The organism is Veillonella dispar, assembly GCF_900637515.1.
Classification (GTDB): Bacteria; Bacillota; Negativicutes; order Veillonellales; family Veillonellaceae; genus Veillonella; species Veillonella dispar.
The window spans coordinates 565,640-583,278 of record NZ_LR134375.1; the positions used below are offsets into that span (position 1 = coordinate 565,640).

At 37.9% G+C, this 17,639-nt stretch carries 17 protein-coding genes; 16 read left to right on the forward strand and 1 reads right to left on the reverse strand.

All coding sequences use genetic code 11. From position 1 onward, the window contains the following. Positions 1–29: 29 nt before the first annotated feature. From argF to EL171_RS02555, 8 genes are all read left to right on the forward strand, one after another. On the forward strand, positions 30–1,040 hold the full coding sequence (gene argF / locus EL171_RS02520; RefSeq protein ID WP_005385802.1) for an ornithine carbamoyltransferase: 1,011 nt from the start codon (positions 30–32) through the stop codon (positions 1,038–1,040). 122 nt (positions 1,041–1,162) lie between these two features. Then, positions 1,163–2,113 carry an N-acetyl-gamma-glutamyl-phosphate reductase gene (gene argC / locus EL171_RS02525; RefSeq protein WP_005385804.1) on the forward strand — a complete coding sequence of 317 codons (951 nt, stop codon included), beginning with the start codon at positions 1,163–1,165 and terminating at the stop codon, positions 2,111–2,113. A 10-nt stretch (positions 2,114–2,123) separates the two neighbouring features. Beyond that, complete coding sequence (gene argB, locus EL171_RS02530) at positions 2,124–2,981, forward strand: acetylglutamate kinase (RefSeq protein ID WP_005385810.1); 858 nt, start codon at positions 2,124–2,126, stop codon at positions 2,979–2,981. A 90-nt stretch (positions 2,982–3,071) separates the two neighbouring features. After that, a complete protein-coding gene (locus EL171_RS02535) occupies positions 3,072–4,259 on the forward strand; it encodes an aspartate aminotransferase family protein (RefSeq protein WP_005385820.1) in 1,188 nt (395 codons plus the stop codon). A gap of 138 nt (positions 4,260–4,397) precedes the next feature. Further along, positions 4,398–4,580 carry a hypothetical protein gene (locus EL171_RS02540; protein ID WP_005385822.1) on the forward strand — a complete coding sequence of 61 codons (183 nt, stop codon included), beginning with the start codon at positions 4,398–4,400 and terminating at the stop codon, positions 4,578–4,580. Between the two features lie 95 nt (positions 4,581–4,675). Next, positions 4,676–5,854, forward strand: coding sequence for a M20 metallopeptidase family protein (locus EL171_RS02545; protein ID WP_005385825.1), 1,179 nt, complete (start codon positions 4,676–4,678; stop codon positions 5,852–5,854). Between the two features lie 262 nt (positions 5,855–6,116). Then, the gene (dcuC, locus tag EL171_RS02550; RefSeq protein ID WP_005385830.1) at positions 6,117–7,472 is read left to right on the forward strand and encodes a C4-dicarboxylate transporter DcuC; all 1,356 of its coding nucleotides are present in this window, start codon (positions 6,117–6,119) and stop codon (positions 7,470–7,472) included. 234 nt (positions 7,473–7,706) lie between these two features. Then, a complete protein-coding gene (locus EL171_RS02555; RefSeq protein ID WP_039969035.1) occupies positions 7,707–8,891 on the forward strand; it encodes an MFS transporter in 1,185 nt (394 codons plus the stop codon). A 141-nt stretch (positions 8,892–9,032) separates the two neighbouring features. Here the strand turns inward: EL171_RS02555 and EL171_RS02560 are convergent, their stop codons facing one another. Beyond that, positions 9,033–10,019 (reverse strand): GMP reductase, encoded by a 987-nt coding sequence (locus tag EL171_RS02560; protein WP_039969037.1) that lies wholly within the window; start codon positions 10,017–10,019, stop codon positions 9,033–9,035. A gap of 179 nt (positions 10,020–10,198) precedes the next feature. On the opposite strand from EL171_RS02560, the gene thiT reads away from it, so the two are divergent. The 8 genes from thiT to EL171_RS02600 all read left to right on the forward strand — a co-directional run bounded on the left by thiT (position 10,199) and on the right by EL171_RS02600 (position 17,314). After that, positions 10,199–10,729: an energy-coupled thiamine transporter ThiT gene (gene thiT, locus EL171_RS02565; protein ID WP_024066595.1), complete on the forward strand. Its 531-nt coding sequence runs from the start codon at positions 10,199–10,201 to the stop codon at positions 10,727–10,729. Continuing rightward, positions 10,722–11,846: a molybdopterin-guanine dinucleotide biosynthesis protein B gene (mobB, locus tag EL171_RS02570; protein ID WP_005385834.1), complete on the forward strand. Its 1,125-nt coding sequence runs from the start codon at positions 10,722–10,724 to the stop codon at positions 11,844–11,846. Before thiT ends, mobB begins: the two co-directional genes overlap by 8 nt. Further along, a complete protein-coding gene (locus tag EL171_RS02575; RefSeq protein ID WP_005385835.1) occupies positions 11,827–13,062 on the forward strand; it encodes a molybdopterin molybdotransferase MoeA in 1,236 nt (411 codons plus the stop codon). The genes mobB and EL171_RS02575 overlap by 20 nt, the downstream gene beginning before the upstream one ends. Positions 13,063–13,370: 308 nt before the next feature. After that, the gene (locus EL171_RS02580; protein ID WP_005385836.1) at positions 13,371–13,706 is read left to right on the forward strand and encodes a cupin domain-containing protein; all 336 of its coding nucleotides are present in this window, start codon (positions 13,371–13,373) and stop codon (positions 13,704–13,706) included. Positions 13,707–13,776: 70 nt separating this feature from the next. After that, positions 13,777–14,799, forward strand: a complete 1,023-nt coding sequence (locus EL171_RS02585; protein WP_005385838.1) for an AraC family transcriptional regulator — start codon at positions 13,777–13,779, stop codon at positions 14,797–14,799. Positions 14,800–15,181: 382 nt separating this feature from the next. Continuing rightward, positions 15,182–15,448 (forward strand): membrane protein, encoded by a 267-nt coding sequence (locus EL171_RS02590; RefSeq protein WP_005385840.1) that lies wholly within the window; start codon positions 15,182–15,184, stop codon positions 15,446–15,448. Positions 15,449–15,592: 144 nt separating this feature from the next. Further along, complete coding sequence (locus tag EL171_RS02595; RefSeq protein WP_005385841.1) at positions 15,593–16,234, forward strand: hypothetical protein; 642 nt, start codon at positions 15,593–15,595, stop codon at positions 16,232–16,234. A 51-nt stretch (positions 16,235–16,285) separates the two neighbouring features. After that, positions 16,286–17,314, forward strand: coding sequence for an AraC family transcriptional regulator (locus EL171_RS02600; RefSeq protein ID WP_005385842.1), 1,029 nt, complete (start codon positions 16,286–16,288; stop codon positions 17,312–17,314). Positions 17,315–17,639 lie beyond the last annotated feature (325 nt).

Genomic DNA, 17,639 nt, shown 5'->3' on the forward strand with positions numbered 1-17,639 from the left:
AAATAAGTAGTTTGAAATAAGAGGTTATCATGAAGAGTTTACAATATACATCATTTAAAACAATGCTTCAATACACACCAGAAGAAATTAAATACTTCTTGGACTTAGCAGCAAAATTAAAAGCCGATAAAAAAGCAGGCAAAGAAATCAAAACATTAGTAGGTAAAAACTTTGCATTAATTTTTGAAAAAGACTCTACACGGACGCGTTGTGCCTTTGAAGTAGGTGCTGCGGACCAAGGGGCTCATACAACATATCTTGGTCCTACAGGTTCCCAAATGAATAAAAAAGAATCCTTAAAAGATACAGCTCGTGTTCTAGGATCTATGTATGATGCCATCGAGTTTAGAGGTTTTGATCAAGCCGATGTAGATACACTCGCTGATTATTCTGGCGTACCTGTTTGGAATGGCCTTACCGATATGGATCATCCTACACAAACATTAGCGAATTTTTTGACGCTTCAAGAAAATATTGATAAACCATTGAATGAAATCTCCTATGCTTATGTAGGTCATGGTCAATCTAATATGTGTAATGCCTTAATGAGTGGCACCGCTAAAATGGGGATGGACTTTAGACTTATTGGTCCTAAACAATACTGGCCAGCCGGTCCATTCTATGAAGAATGTTTGAAAGTTGCGAAAGAAACAGGTGCTACCATCACATGTACAGATAACGTAGCGGAAGGTGTTAAAGGCTTAGATGTAATCTATACAGGTGTATGGGTAACTATGGGTGATACATACGATATGTGGGAAGAACGTATCAATACGTTTAAACCATTCCAAGTTAACGCTGAAATGATGGCATTAACAGGTAATCCAAATACAAAATTCTGTCACTGCTTGCCAGCATTCCACAATACGGAAACTCAAGTAGGTAAAGATATCTTTGAACGGTTCGGCATGAATGGTATTGAGGTAACGGAAGAGGTATTTGAAGGCCCAAATTCCTTAGCATTCCAAGAAGCCGAAAATCGTCTCCATACGATTAAGGCCGTTATGGTTGCTACCTTTAGTGACTATCCATTGAAATAATTTCATCTTCCTAGAAGGTGATGAATCGTATAGTTTGTTTCCTATTTATAATCGCTGAAAGTAATAACTGAGAGTTATATAAATAGGTGTGAGTCACCAATAGGTGAGAATTGAGGTTTACTATGACACCCTATAAAGTATTTATTGTCGGTCATGAAGGCACAACAGGTTTAAGAATTCATGAACGGTTATCCGATAGAAAAGATATAGAGCTATTAGCTACAGCTGATGAGGATCGTAAAAATGTAGAGGCTATTAAAGAGGTAGCTAAAGAGGCAGATATTGTATTTCTCTGCTTGCCTGATGCGGCATCTAAAGAAATCATAGCCGCTATCGGTGAATTACCATGTAAGGTAATTGATACATCGACTGCATTTAGAACGGCTGCTGATTGGTCCTATGGTTTCCCAGAGCTCGGTGCGGATTATAAAACAGCCATCGCTACTAAAAAACATATTGCTAACCCTGGTTGTCATGCGAGTGGGATGATTGCTTGTATTGCACCTCTTGTAAAAGCTGGTCTTGTACCAACAGAGTATCCTTTCACTATCACATCCTTAACAGGCTATAGCGGTGGTGGTAAAAAGATGATTGGCCAATATGAAAGTGAACCGAAGGATTATTTCCTCTATGCACCGCGTCAATATGGTCTTAGTCAACAACATAAGCACTTGCCTGAGGTACAGCATGTGTGTGGTCTTAGTGAAGCACCTATTTTTATTCCTATCGTTGATGATTATTATTCTGGCATGGAAGTAACGGTAGGTATTCACAGTCGTTTATGTCAAAAGCCAATAAGCATTGAGACAGTGCAACAGGCATTGGAAAACTTTTATAAAGGTAGTCCGATCATTACTGTCGTACCATTTACTGAGAACAGTAATACAGGCATGTTAAATGCTAATCAATTGAGCAACACAGATAGCATGAAAATCTATGTGACTGGCAACGATGAACGCATTATGGTTCATGCTATTTTCGATAATTTAGGCAAAGGTGCCTCTGGTGCTGCTGTTCAATGTATGAACATTGCTTTAGGTTTGCCTGAGGATACAGGTCTAGCACTAGGTTAGAGAGGGAACTATGAAGGACGTAACAAATGCAATGCGGGCGCATATCTTAACTGCGGCCGTTCCATATATTAAACAATATACAGATCAATACGTTGTCGTTAAATATGGCGGCAATGCTATGATTGATGAAGAATTAAAGAAATCCGTTATGAAGGATTTAATGCTACTTCAATTGGTAGGGGTAAAAGTTGTGCTCGTTCATGGCGGTGGACCAGCTATTAATAGCACACTAGATGCCATGAAAATTGAATCCCGTTTTGCAAATGGCTTGCGTGTCACTGATGAAGCGACAATGGATGTAGTACAAATGGTATTAGCCGGTAAGGTTAATAAAGGCCTTGTAGCAGATTTAACAGACCTTGGTGGTAAGGCTGTTGGTCTCTGTGGTGTGGATGGCAATATGATTCAAGTTCATAAACAAAATGATGAGCTTGGTTATGTAGGCTCTATCGATACGATTGATACAAGTATTATCGACGATGTTATCAGTAGAGGTTATATTCCTGTCATTTCTTCCATTGGTATGGGGGCTGATGGCAAGACATATAATATTAATGCTGATACGGTAGCCGCAAAAATTGCCGGTGCTCTTAAGGCGGAAACAATGGTGGCTATGACAAACATTGATGGTGTGCTACGTGATGTACATGATCCTAGTTCTCTAATCTCTAAAATCACTATGGCAGAGGCAGATCAATTAAAAGCAGAGGGGATTATCGCTGGCGGTATGATCCCAAAAGTGGATTGCTGCTTAGAGGCCATCAAATCAGGAGCTCAAAAGGTGTTTATCATCAATGGTGAGATTCCACATGCCATTCTTATCGAGCTATTGACTGATGAAGGTCTTGGCACCATGTTTGTAAAGTAATATAGTAGGTATAGCGATGGTAAATATTTATTGCCATCGTTACCTTTCACATAGATAGACGACGGCACGACCGTACGTTTGGAGGATGTAATGAGTAATACAATCGATTTTGAACAACAAGATAAAGAATATATAGCCAATACGTATGGCCGGTTTAACGTATGTTTTGAAAAGGGGAAAGGCTCTCTTTTATGGGATGTAAATGGTAAAGAATACATCGATCTTGGATCTGGTATCGGCGTAACAGCTTTTGGTGTCGATGACGATGAATGGACAGAGGCCGTGACAAAACAATCTCATGCGTTGAACCATATCTCTAATTTATACTATTCTTTGCCACAAATTGAATTGGCAAAACAACTATGCGCTAAAACGGGTATGAAGAAGGTATTCTTCTCTAACTCTGGTGCAGAGTCTAATGAATGTGCTATCAAAGCAGCTCGTAAATATAGCCATGACAAATACGGTGAAGGTCGTCATGTCATCGTCACCTTGGTTAATAGCTTCCATGGTCGTACTATTACTACCTTGTCTGCTACAGGCCAAGATGTATTCCATCAACATTTCTTCCCATTTACAGAAGGCTTTATTCATACACCTGCTAATGATATTGATGCGGCTTTAAAAGCTCTTGATAATCCAGCAGTTTGTGCCATCATGATGGAACCTATTCAAGGTGAAGGTGGCGTTATGCCACTAGATAAAGAGTTTGTACAAGCCGTTACAAAATATGCTCATGAACACGATCAACTCGTGTTAATCGATGAAGTACAAACTGGTAATGGCCGTACTGGTAGTCTATACGCATACCAACAATTTGGCATTGAGCCAGATGTAGTATCTACTGCAAAAGGTTTAGCAGGTGGCCTTCCTATGGGGGCTACATTATTCAATGAAAAGATGCAATATGTGTTAAATGCTGGTGCACATGCAACAACCTTTGGTGGCAATCCAATCTGTGCGGCAGCAGGCAATACTATCATTAATCGTTTAACACCAGAATTCTTAGATTCTGTAAAAGCAAAAGGGGACTATGTAAAAGCTACCTTAGCAGGAAAACCTGGTATTCTAGGTGTGAGCGGTATGGGCCTTATGCTTGGTATTGAAACTACAGTAGATCCAAAAGCAGTCATTACGAAATGTCTTGAAAAGGGCGTTGTATGCTTGTCTGCAAAAAATAAAGTACGTCTTTTACCAGCTCTTAATATTCCTCAAGACCAATTGGAAAAAGCGATTGCTATTGTAGCTGAAGCTATTGAAGAGTTAGCGGCAAAATAATTTTAAGGATAACTTTCATAAATATTATTTAAAATAGTTGCGTAACCGTATAATTATTGAGATAAATCGATGAATATATAGACTTTAGTTCTCATTCGTGTTACCCTAGAAGAAACAGTCTATATTGGAGGAGTAAATATGAATACAGAATCCTTACGTAACGAAGTGTTGGTTCCTGCTGTAGCAAAAACATTAGATATTGCTACAAAAGCAAAACCTACAAAAGAAGAACTTTTCACAACAGCAAAAATTACGGCTGCTGTGGCAGTTGCAACAGCTGTTGTATCCTTGGCGGTACAAGCAGTATTACGCAACCGATAAGAAACTAAGAAAACGACATGGCACTGCCTGTCGTTTTCTTTTACTTTTACCCTGTTATTCCCCTTGATTATGGGATTTTATAAGGAGGCGATACCATGCATAGTCGCGATTTAATAGAACAATATAAAGGCTACGTTCAAGAGTGGCGTAGATATTTTCATAAACATCCAGAGCTGAGTAATGAAGAATTTGAAACAACTAAGACACTAGCTAAAGAATTAGAATCTATGGGCGTAGAGGTTCATGTAGATACAGAGCGTGGCATCGGCTTAGTTGGTATTATTCATGGTGATAAAACTGGTAAAGCCATTGCTTTGCGCGCTGATATTGATGCATTGCCTGTTCACGAACATAATACAGTAGACTATAAATCAGAAACTGAAGGCAAAATGCACGCTTGTGGTCATGATGGTCATATGGCCATCTTGCTAGGCGCTTCTAAAATGTTAATGTCTATGAAAGATCGCATCGAAGGCGACGTATATTTAGCCTTTCAACCTGCTGAGGAGACAGGAGCGGGTGCACCAGATTTCATTAAATTTGGTGATTGGTATGATAAGATAGATGCTATCTTTGGCGGCCATGTATGGATTGACTTACCAGCAGGACTTATATCTGTAGAAGAAGGTCCTCGTATGGCTGCAAGTAGTCAGATTACTATTAATGTAAAAGGCAAACAAGGCCATGGTGCACAGCCACATCAAGCGATTGATGCCATTGTAGTAGCTAGTGCTATCGTCATGAACTTGCAAACCGTAGTGTCTCGTAATGTGAGTGCCTTAGATTCTCTTGTACTCACTATTGGTAATATTCACTCTGGATCTGAATGGAATGTTATCCCCGGTGAAGCTAAAATGGGGGGAACTATTCGATTCTTTGATCCTGACCAAGAAGAGTATTATGTAGAATCTATACGTCGCGTAGTAGAACATACTGCTGAAGCTTATGGAGCGACTGCTACATTAGAATATGTAAAAAAAGTACCGCCTACTATTAATGATCCTGAAGCTAGCAAATTGGCGGAACGTGTCGTTATTGACACATTAGGTAAAGACAAGCTTTCTAAAATGCGTAAAGTAATGCCAGGGGAAGATTTTGCATGGTATTTACAAGATAAACCAGGATGCTTTGCCTTTATTGGGATTCAAAACCCTGAATTAGAGGCTACCTACGATCATCATAATAATAGATTTAATATGGATGATACTGTACTATCTGCCGCATCTGCGGTATATGCTGAATATGCCATTGCATGGTTGAAAGAGCATAAATAAAAACTATTTAATTATATAAGAAATAACCTACGTACTAATCTGCCTAATAGATTAGATATTTGTATGTTTAATAATAAAATCAATTAAATATTTCATCTTAAAAGCACTGTTATCTTAAGGGTAATGGTGCTTTTCATTGTATCTTTATTTATCTTTTGTGCATGATATAGGTATAATATAGGTATAACATGGGTTTAATACAAGTGTAGTATACATCTTATATGGGGCTAATATATATTCTCTAGTTGAGAGGTGCTTATTTATGAATATAGTTATATGTATCACCATTATTGCTATTACAGGTATATTGTTAATGAAGCGCTATCAACCACAGCCAGTTTTAATTGGTATGGGGATTCTCATGATGTTTATTGCTTATGAAGCAAATTGGATTGATGCTATACTCGTTGAGTCTCAATCTACAGGTGTCTTGGTATTTGATGCTATGGATATCGTAAGAATAACGACATCAAATAACATAGTCAATCTGGGCCTCATGATTATGACCTGTGCAGGTTATGCAAAATATATGGAGCATATTGGGGCAGGGACGAGATTGGCACATACATTTATACGTCCTTTATATCGTCTAAATCGCCCATATATTGTACTGGCTCTAATGTTTCTTCTTAATATGGGACTGTCTATTTGTGTACCTAATCCGTTGAGTCTTGCACTCCTTATGATGGTCACTATGTATCCCGTATTGCTTCGCCTTGGGGTGAGCCCAGTGGGGGCTGCAGCGGTTATTGCTACGGGACATCTTATGGACGTAGGACCTGGTGCGGTATCTACCTTACTTATTGCAAAGACCTTGAATATGCCCGTGCCAAACTATTTTGTAGGCTACCAGTTGCGTCTTTATTTCTTAGTCGCCATTGTGACTGCTATAGCACACTTTTTCTGGCAGAAATATCGTGACCGGGTGGAGGAACCTAAGGCTATAGATGCTTGTGAAAGTATTCCAGAGGCGCCAATAGGTCCTAAGCCGTATATGATATTCCCATTATTGCCATTGTGTTTTATTTTAGGCTTTAGTCAATATGGCTTTCCTGGGGTGAAGATGAATGTTACCCTTGCTATGATGCTTGCCTTTGGTATAGCTTTATTAGCTGAATTAATTCGTCATCGAAATCTGAGGACAGTACTTAAGAGTACAACTATTTTCTTTGAAGGTATGGGGAACCAGTTCTCTTATGCAGTGACACTTATTATAGGGGGACAAATCTTTGCACAAGGACTAGTGAGTTTAGGTCTTATTGAATCCTTGCTTGGGGCACTTCAAACATTATCTCTTAACTCCATAGGACTTACCTCTGTGCTAGGGGGCGGTATGTTAGGCCTTAGCATGGTGACAGGTAGCAATGTAGCGCCATTATTTACTTTGGTTCCACTAGTACCTAATATCGTAGCTCATCTAGGCCTTGATCCGATTACTACTATGCTTGGTATGCAAAACGGTGCAAGCCTAGGCTTATTCCTTAGCCCAATCAGCCCTGTAATGGTCGGTGTAGCAGGCGTGGCCCATATTAAATCAGTAGACTTACTTAAACGAACTTCTGTACCTGTTCTTGTGGCATTACTTACAAGTTGTGTGGGGATATGTCTCCTTTACTAACTGTCATCTAAAAGACTAATTAGTTATATTTAACCAGATATACTATATATCGCTTTTTAAGTTTAGTTTAAAATTAGAAAACCCTCTTTACATGTATCATAAAGAGAGTTATTATATTCCAAGATTAAATCATATGTAATTAAAATGGTTTCCTGCAATGATGCAAGTTTTAGCGCTTTGCGGATAAAAAGGGCCTTTCTTCGCCGGACGGTTCTAGAAGCCAGAAAGGATGTAATGAGCAATCAAGTTTCTATTTCAACAGCAAATATTCGTGGTGCCTTTGGGGGATTCTTTATCCCAGGTATGTATACAGCTTTATGGGCTGGCTTTGTGCCATATTTAAAAGCAAAGCTTAGTATCGGTGAAGATGTATTGGGCTCTATGATTTTAGTGCTCGGTGTAGGCTCTTGTTTGTCCATGGCCATAGCTGGTAAGCTAGTAGAGACCTTTGGATGCAAGAAAGTCGTTTTACTAGCTAGCTTTATTGGCATGTTATCTCTTGCGGTTGTTACCATGTGTTCTACAATTGCTACGACCACAGCTGCTTTATTCTTCTTTGGTATTGGCGTCGGCTTAAGTGGTGCGTCTGCCAATTTACAAGCTATCTTGACAGAAAAGGTGAGTAAGAAACACTTAATGGGTGCCTATCACGGTGGATGGAGTTTAGGCGGTTTTGCCGGTGCTGGTGTTTTGCTAGTGCTCTTAAAACTATTATCCTTACCTGTTAATGAAAGTATTTGGGGCCTTCTCATCGTATTGTTTATTGCCATGGTTGTGATTAGCCAATTTATGTTGACCTTTGGTAGTGATCCAAATGCAAAGGTTGTTAAAAAATCTAAAAGCCCATTATCTTTCCATCCCATTGCTATTATCTTTGGCCTATTGTCATTTGTATCTTACTTGGTTGAAGGTGCCGTAGGGGACTGGAGTGCATTATACCTGTTCGAAGATAAAGGTATCGTTATTGAAGAGGCCGTTATGGGTGTTATGCTCTTTAATGGTACTATGTGTATTGGCCGTTTGCTAGGGAATACAATTGGTAAACATTTAACCTCTAAACAAGTTGTTGTTGGTGGGTATTTATTAGGCGCTATTGCAATGGGGCTTATCGTATTCTTACCAGGTTATGGCTCTATGTATACGTATTTATTACTTGGTATTTCCTTAGCTATGGTAGTACCAAACTTGTTCTCTGCTATGGGGGAACAAAATGTAATTCCTATGACACAAGCTGTGGCAACATCTACCATGCTTGGCTATATGGGGATTTTGATGGGACCAGCATTGATTGGTTTCATTGCTCATGGCACAAGTCTTACAGTAGCATTTATCGTATTGACTATATTACTTGTAGTAAGTGCAGGTACTGGTAAATACGCCTATATGTTAATGGAAAAATCAAAAGAAGCTGAAGCTTAAATAATAGCCCCAAAGACGGTATGTCTTTGGGGCTAATTTTATGAAATATGGCAATATTATTACGAATATGTTGTAGATCACATTGATTACATACAAAAAAGCCACAGGATTTATCCTGTGGCTTTTACATGTAATATTGTATTAACGGTCACCGTTGAAGATGGAGTTTTTAACAAGTACATAGTCTACTTTGCGGATTGCTTGTAGAGTAGTACCACCAGCGTAAGAAATAGCAGATTGCAAATCTTGTTCCATTTCAACTAATGTATCAAAGATAGAACCTTTGGAATCGATGAAGATTTTTTTACCTTCCACGTTTTTGCGTTCACCTTTTTGGAACTCAGAAGCAGAACCAAAGTATTCTTTTACTGCTTTGCCGTCAACGATTTTTTCTTCCCCTGGAGATTCTTCATGACCAGCGAATAGGGAACCAATCATAACCATAGTCGCACCAAAGCGGATAGATTTAGCGATGTCGCCATGATCGCGGATACCGCCGTCAGCGATGATAGGTTTAGTAGCTGCTTTTGCGCACCAGCGAACAGCAGCCAATTGCCAACCACCAGTACCGAAGCCAGTTTTTAATTTAGTGATACACACTTTACCAGGACCGATACCAACTTTAGTTGCATCTGCACCAGCATTTTCAAGTTCACGAACTGCTTCTGGTGTACCTACGTTACCAGCGATAACGAAAGTTCCAGGCAAGTTCTTTTTGATGTATTGAATCATATCGATTACTGCGTTGGAGTGACCATGTGCAATATCGATTGTAATGTATTCAGGTGTTAAGTTTGCTTTTTTGAATTCGTCAACTAAAGCAAATTCTTCTGGTTTTACACCAATGGAAATAGAAGAATATAAATTAAGGTCGTGCATGCGTTTTACAAAGTCCATACGACGTTCTGGTTGGAAACGATGCATGATATAGAAATAACCTTCACGAGCTAATTTTTCTGCCAATTCTTCGTCGATAATAGTTTGCATATTTGCAGGAACTACTGGCAAGCGGAATGTGCGATTACCTAATTTTACATGTGTATCACATTCGCTACGGCTAGTTACGATACATTTATTAGGAATTAATTGCACGTCTTCATAATCAAAGATGTTCGTTGTATTAATCATATTTTCTATATCTCCTTCGAGTATTACAAATTGAACCTGTACCATTATACAAGAGACGCGTAAAATTTTCAATACGTTCCGAATATTTTGTTTGGACTCAGAAACGAACTGTAGTACAATACAAGTAGATTATGCAAGTTATATACATTAATATATATGGTAAAAGGAGGTTGATTGACATGGATCAGTCCAAAACTCGCATGCTTGCAGAAGCAGGTGTGGCGATTGCAATTGCTCAAGTATTATCCTTTATTACGATTTTTCATATGCCTCAAGGAGGCTCCATTAAGGCTGCAGCTTTGGTGCCGCTCATGATTTATGCCTATCGTTGGGGTGGTGCACGGGGAATTTTTGCTGGCGTCGTATATGGTATTTTACATTTTATTTTAGGCTTTAAATCATCTGTACACTATTTAAGTATTATATTGGATTATCTAGTTGCTTATGGTGCCATAGGTGTATGTGGTTACTTCAAAGATTCTATTTCTGGACTCATTACAGGTTCTATTGTTGGTATTGCATTGCGCTGGATCGCCACTGTTGTGAGCGGTGCCGTTGTGTTCGCTAGCTATGCACCTCAAGGTCAAAATCCATGGATTTACTCCATGATTTATAATGCCTCTTATATGGTGCCAGATGGGATTTTAAATATTGTTGTTTTACTATTCATCTACCAAGGTGTTAAACGAGGTTTAGGACGTCGTGGATAAATTAGGTTTAATTATTTTGGCTGGTGGTTTGAGTTCTCGAATGGGGCAACCTAAGGCATTATTGCCTTGGGTTAATGGTGAAAGCCTCATATCTCATGCACTTCGTAAGGGATTAGAAGCGGATGTGGATGATATCATCATCTCCATTGGTGATGATGATCAGTTAGGACATGCCATTCAGACTCATATCATTGATACGTTATCGAACGATGAGAAGAATAAAGTTTCTATTGTTCGGGATTCTATTGAGCGATGTGGTCCTCTAGGGGGACTTTATAGTGCTCTAGCTGTTGGAATGAGTCCTGCCTATGCGGTGATGGCTGTAGATATGCCATTTATGCCTATGGATTTATATTATGATTGGTTATATCAAGTGAATCATAACAATTGGAATGTCATAGTTCCTACTGGTTCTAGAGGTAAGCCAGAACCTATGGCGGGAATTTATAGACCTCATATTGTATCATTACTTCCATCTATTCTGGCCGGTAAAGACGTATCGTTGCAGCATGCCCTTGATACGATTGGTCATGTTGAATCTATTGATGCCAGTGATTATGATTGGGAGCTAAGTAATGTAAATCATTATGATGATTATCAATGGGCTCGTGCATTAGCAGAAAATGAGTTTCGTCGAGTTCCAGTTATAAGTGTAGTAGCATCAAAACGTAAAACAGGTAAGACTACGGTAGTAACCCGTCTTGTAGCTGAGTTACAACGAGCTGGGTTTTCTGTAGGTGTTGTAAAGAGTGATAAACACGGCTTTCAAATGGACCATGAAGGGACCGATACAGACCTTTCTTATAAAGCTGGCGCTGATGCGGTGGCTATTGCAGGCCCTAATGAAACAGCGATTCGTATACGCACTAAAGAACAATCAAATCTGTATGAAATATCACAGTTTATGCCTGTGGATATAGTTATACTAGAAACAAGGTCCCAAGGCATTGCCCCTATTATAGAGGTTACGCAAGAAGGACATACAGAAGAGCTTATCTCAGATTCTATTGATCGAGTAGCTATAATCGAAATTAGCAAGTTAGACCAAGACGTACCTGGATTAGTACGTCACATACAGGAAATGATGAGGTGTTTAAATGGCCGTCGTTACTGTTGAGGAGGCCCTTCAATTATGGGAGAAGGCCTTAGATACGCAAGTTTATAAAGTAGAAATGATTGATGTTAAGTCTGCTAAGGGATATGTGTTGGCAGAGGATATCGTTGCGCCCACAGATGTACCGGCCTTTTCGAAATCAGCGATGGATGGGTATGCCATTGCCTTTTCCTCGGATTGTAATGAGTATATTGTTGACGGTGTTATAGGCGCCGGCGTTGTATGGGAACAACCTGTTGCACTAGGTCATGCAGTACGTATTATGACGGGCGCACCTATACCGGATACATGTGATACTGTTATCATGCAAGAACAGGTAGTTGGCTCCGGAGAACCAGGTATAACAATTACAATTCAAGGTAAATACAAATGTGGCGATCATATCATCCCTCAAGGTGAGGAATGTAGTGCTGGCACTATTGTGATTCCTCGTGGAACAGAGGTAACCTCTACGGTACAAACTGTTTTGACTGGTCTGGGGTTGACTGAGATTGCTGTCAATGCAATGCCTCGCGTGCTAGTCCTTACCTCTGGCCATGAGGTGATTGAACCTGGTGAAAGCTTAACAGCTGGTAAAATTTATAACTCTAATAGAGCTATGATTTGTGGACTCTTGGAGGATTTAGGCTTTCATAAGATTACGCACTATCATGTCAGTGATGCTCCAGAGGAATTAGACTCTGAAATTAACCATGTGTTACAGCTCAGTGAAGATGCTGATATTATCATTAGCTCTGGCGGCGTATCCGTAGGGCTATTTGATACAATGCCTCTTATTTATGAAAAACTAGGCGCTAAATCCATTTATGAGCGCATTCAAATGCGTCCAGGTGCTGCATCCTATGGTGCAGTGACGCCGAAAGGTCAAATCATCTTTGGTCTATCTGGTAATCCAGGGGCTGCATTCAATGGATGGCATCTAATCGTAGCGCCAACATTGAAACGATATAAAGGCTTAAAAAACTGGACCACACCAGTAGTAGCCTGCGTAATGGATTCAGAAATCTTTAAGCGTAATGCTTTTGATCGGTATGTACAAGGTAAAGTAATCTTTGGCGGTGGGGCACCACGTTTTGTGGCGAATCGGCACTTTAACAGTAGTAGTATGCTAGGTTTATATACTGTGAACGCCCTCGCATGTATTCCTCGTGGGGTACATGAAGTACATCCGGGCGATACCTTTGATGTGTATCTATTAGGATTACTACCTGCAGTTTAAAATATATGGACTTACAAGTTTTATATATGTAGCATTTAAAAATTAAGCATATTAAATATTTGTAAGATTAATAGATATAAATAACAAGACGAGGTCTCTGTGGAGGCCTCGTCTATTTGTTTATATAAGTATATAAAATTACTTCAATTCTGTTGCTGTAGACACTGAAATTAAATCTCAATTAACTTATAATAAAGTCAACAAAAGGATAATCCTTTTAGTTACATCAATTGAGTTTTGACAAAATTTATTTCAATCTACTTTTTAATTACTTTTACCATTATATAGTTATATAAGGAGTGATTTCTATGAGTAAGACTTTCACAAAAAATATCCCAGTCAACGAAATTTTACATCTAGGCGATCGTTTAGAGTATAAAGAGGGGCAAGTGATTAGTATTACGATAGCCCAAAATGAACGACTCAGTATTACCTTGTTTGCATTACCAAAGGGCGAAGAAATCTCTACTCATGTAACTGTAGGTGACGCGATTGTACAAATCCTTGATGGTGAGGCACACATCGTCGTTGGTGATGTGGAACATACTGTGAAAGCTGGTGAAACCTTGATTATGCCTTCTGAAGTGCCTCATAGCCTCGATGCCCGAGAAAACTTCAAGATGCTGTTGACCGTAGTTAAATAAATATATCATAATGAATGCATCCCTTGGATTATAAGGGGTGCATTTTGGCATATGGAGTGATTGGATATCTATGGATTATTTCGACTATTCATATAAACATAATTACATAGAGTTTAGCAGTAACATATATAGAGTTGGCACATATCATTACAACTGGCATAGTGAGACGGAGATTCTTATTTTATTAAAAGGCCAAATGGAAATGAGTTGTAATGGTGAGGCATTTACGATGGAACCACTTGATGTGGTCATTATCTCTCCTCAAGTGGGACATGCCACATTAGCTTTGGAAGAGGATGTCATTGCCTTTGTCATTCATGTAGGAAATGAATTTTACCAACAGTATGATCCAGATTTTGGTGCCTATCAATTTGTATTGCGTTCAGATAATAGTACTCGTCATAATCAATTCTTTACAACCTTACGGCATCATGCAGCTATGACGATGTTGTTGATGGCTAAAGATGAAAGCCCGGTACATCGAATGTGGATAGAGCATCATTACTTAGCATTGGCTGGGGATGTATTTAGAGAGTTTGATCCCATTAAAAAGATTCATGAAAATGCTAGACCTGGTGATATGAAACCAGCAACGTTCGATAAAATGATTGCCTATATTGATGAGCATTATGAGCAGAAAATAGAGTTGGAAGATATTGCAAAAATTGGGGGCTATAATGTTGCCTATACATCACAGTTTTTTAAACGACAAATGGGGATTTCATTTGTTGAGTATGTATTACGGCTGAGAATCCGTGATGCTACTGTGCGATTAGCTAGTACGGATGACGCTGTTGCAAGAATTGCAAGCGATTGTGGCTTTGCCGATGTGAAGGCTTTTAATGTGGCTTTTAAAAAGCATTTTAATATGACACCCACAGAATATCGTAAGCACGTAAAAGGGATTGGCCGTAAAACTGTCTTACAAGATTGGAAAGAAATAATTTCTGCAGACAACCAAGATGTACTTGATGTGTTGCATTCATTCTTGTCCTATGAAGATGATTCACGAGCTAAGAGCGAATTGGAATTTATGAGCAAAAAATTGGAAGCTTTAAAAGAAAAGTTAGCTGATGTAGTAAAGGATTTATAAAGGTATTTTGTTATATCTCTATGGTAACTAGATTATTATAGTAACTAATTCTTTGGATAAACGTTTTGTGGCAAATTATTTTTGCTGAATTTATGACATATATAGAAAGATTAGAATTGGGTAAATTTCTATATTAAGAAAATCTATAAAGTTATAAAAAGAGCACTACTATTGATAAGTAGTGCTTTTTTATATGTGCTTTATGGGCGAATTTATATATCAATAGACTCTAAAAATGCAATAAATCGAGAGAAATCTATATTTTTCTGTGGATTTTACTATAAAAACTACCTTTTAATTTGGATAGTTATATTCTCCAAACTGAGTAGAATATACTTCATCAGGAGTAAAAAAATTAGTAAGTTATAATTTTGGAGGATATATGAATCAAGTAAAATTTATGGAAAACGTAGGTAAAGTTGCAACTGTTACTGCTGTAGCTATGTATGTATCTTACTTCCCACAAATCATGCATAACCTAGCTTATCCAGGCACTGGCGATTGGATCCAACCACTTGTAGCTGCGATCAACTGTACATTATGGGTAGCGTATGGTTTGTTTAAAGAACATAGAGATATTCCAGTAGCATTAGCCAATGCACCTGGCATCTTCTTTGGCTTGGCAGCAGCTATTACAGCGGTTATGTAATTTAAAGAGTAGAAACATAAAACTATAATTTATTGACATGTAAAACAAGATTACTGTTGACCGTTGTTAATTATATATATCATAATGAATGCATCTCTTAGATTTATAAGAGGTGCATTTTTTATGTGAATAAGAGAGGTTTTTGTGGTTAATAGTACTGACTCTATTAGTGTATATAGACAAATTTTTAATGCCGTTGTGCGTCCTAACTTATGGTTGCCATACTTTCAGGCTAGAGGAACTTTAAGTGGTTCTATAAAAGGTATTATATTTTATATAGTATTAATGCTATTTATCATGACTTTGGGGAGCGTAAGCGTCAATTTATTAAAACCTGAAGCTACAACAACATTAGCCGAACTTTTAATTAATCCTACTCTTGCAAGGAATATAGTAGGTTCATTTTTAACTTTTATTGTTATGTCTGTTGTCTTTGTGCCTGTCTTTTTATTGATAGCAAGAGGGGCCGACGCAACATTAACATTAAATCGAGTTTTTATGGTATATTTATATGCTTATTCTGAAATATTTTTAGTTAAGAGTATAGAGTTATTTATTTTTTCACTTATGTCTGTTTTTGTACTGACAAATATTGTTAATATGGTTTTTGCAGGCGCGGTAATTTTTGGGACAACCTTAACCTGTGGACTTTTACAGATAGTGCTGTTTTTTAAAACGTTTAAAATAGCTCTTGATATTCCGTATTTGACAATAGCAGTAGCTGGTGGAATCGGCGGAGGTATTTCTATACTTACCTTATCTCTGTTAGAGAAAATTGGCTTATAAAACTTGGTGTTTAATAATTATTGTTAAATTTTTAGGGAGCATATAGCTAATATGGATTACTTTCACTACACCTATAAACACAATCACATAGATTTCAATAGTGATATATATAAGGTTAGTACCTATCACTATAACTGGCACAGTGGCGTAGAAATCCTAATCTTACTAAAGGGCAGAATCGACATGAGTTGTAATAGTGAGGTTTTTACAATGGAACCTCTTGATACGATTATTATTTCTCCTCAAGTTGGTCATGCTACATTGGCCTTAGAGGAGGATACAACGGCTCTCGTTATTCATGTAAGTAAGGAGTTTTTCCAATATTTTGATCCTAACTTCGGCATGTACCAATTTGTATTGCGTTCAGATAAAACTAATCGGGATAATAAATTCTTTACGTCCTTACGTCATCGTGCCGCACAAATGATGTTATTAATGGTAAATGGTGAAGGTACTGATCGTCAATTATGCTTGGAGAGTCACTTTTTAGCTATGACGAGTGATATATATCGTGAAATTGATGCGGTTAAGACTATCCCTGTACATACAAAGCCTGCTGATATGACTGTAGCTACCTTTGATAAAATGATTACCTATATTGATGAAAACTATAAGCAGAAGATCGAGTTAGAAGATATTGCTAAAATAGGCGGTTATAATGTGAACTATACATCTCAGTTCTTTAAACGCCAATTAGGAGTTTCCTTTTTAGAGTATTTGTTACGGTTGAGATTACGAGAGGCTACAGTTCGTTTAGCTAACTCTGAGGATGGGGTAGCTCATATTGCAAGTAGCTGTGGTTTCGCAGATATTAAAGCCTTTAATGTAGCTTTCAAGAAACATTTCCATACAACACCATCTGAATATAGAAAGCAAGCAAAAGAGATGGGGCGTAAGACAAAGCTACATGATTGGAAGGAAATTATCTCTACTCAGGAAAAGGATATTATAGATATATTGCAAACCTATTTACCATATCAAGATGCCTCTATCAATAAGGATAGATTGGAAGAGGCTAATCAAAAGTTACAGGATGTTAGAGAAGAACTTGAGATGGTTGTAAAAAAATTACAATCATAATTTTCATTGTTATAATTCCTTGTAATTGCTTATAATTTTATGATTTTGAAAATTAAAATTAGGGGGATATACAATCATTAGGTATAGGTGATTTTGTATATTTGATAAGCATATAAAAATAAATGATGAAAGAGCACTACCTTTTGATAAGTAGTGCTCTTTTTGATATTTCTGAATAGGTGTAATTGTATATTTTACATAGGTAAAAATATAATCATATAGGTGATTTTGTATGAAATTAGCGTGCTTTCACAAGCAAAAATCAACTTATAAATTGGATAGTTATATCCTGTAAAAAGAGTACAATGAAATCATCGAAAGGAGC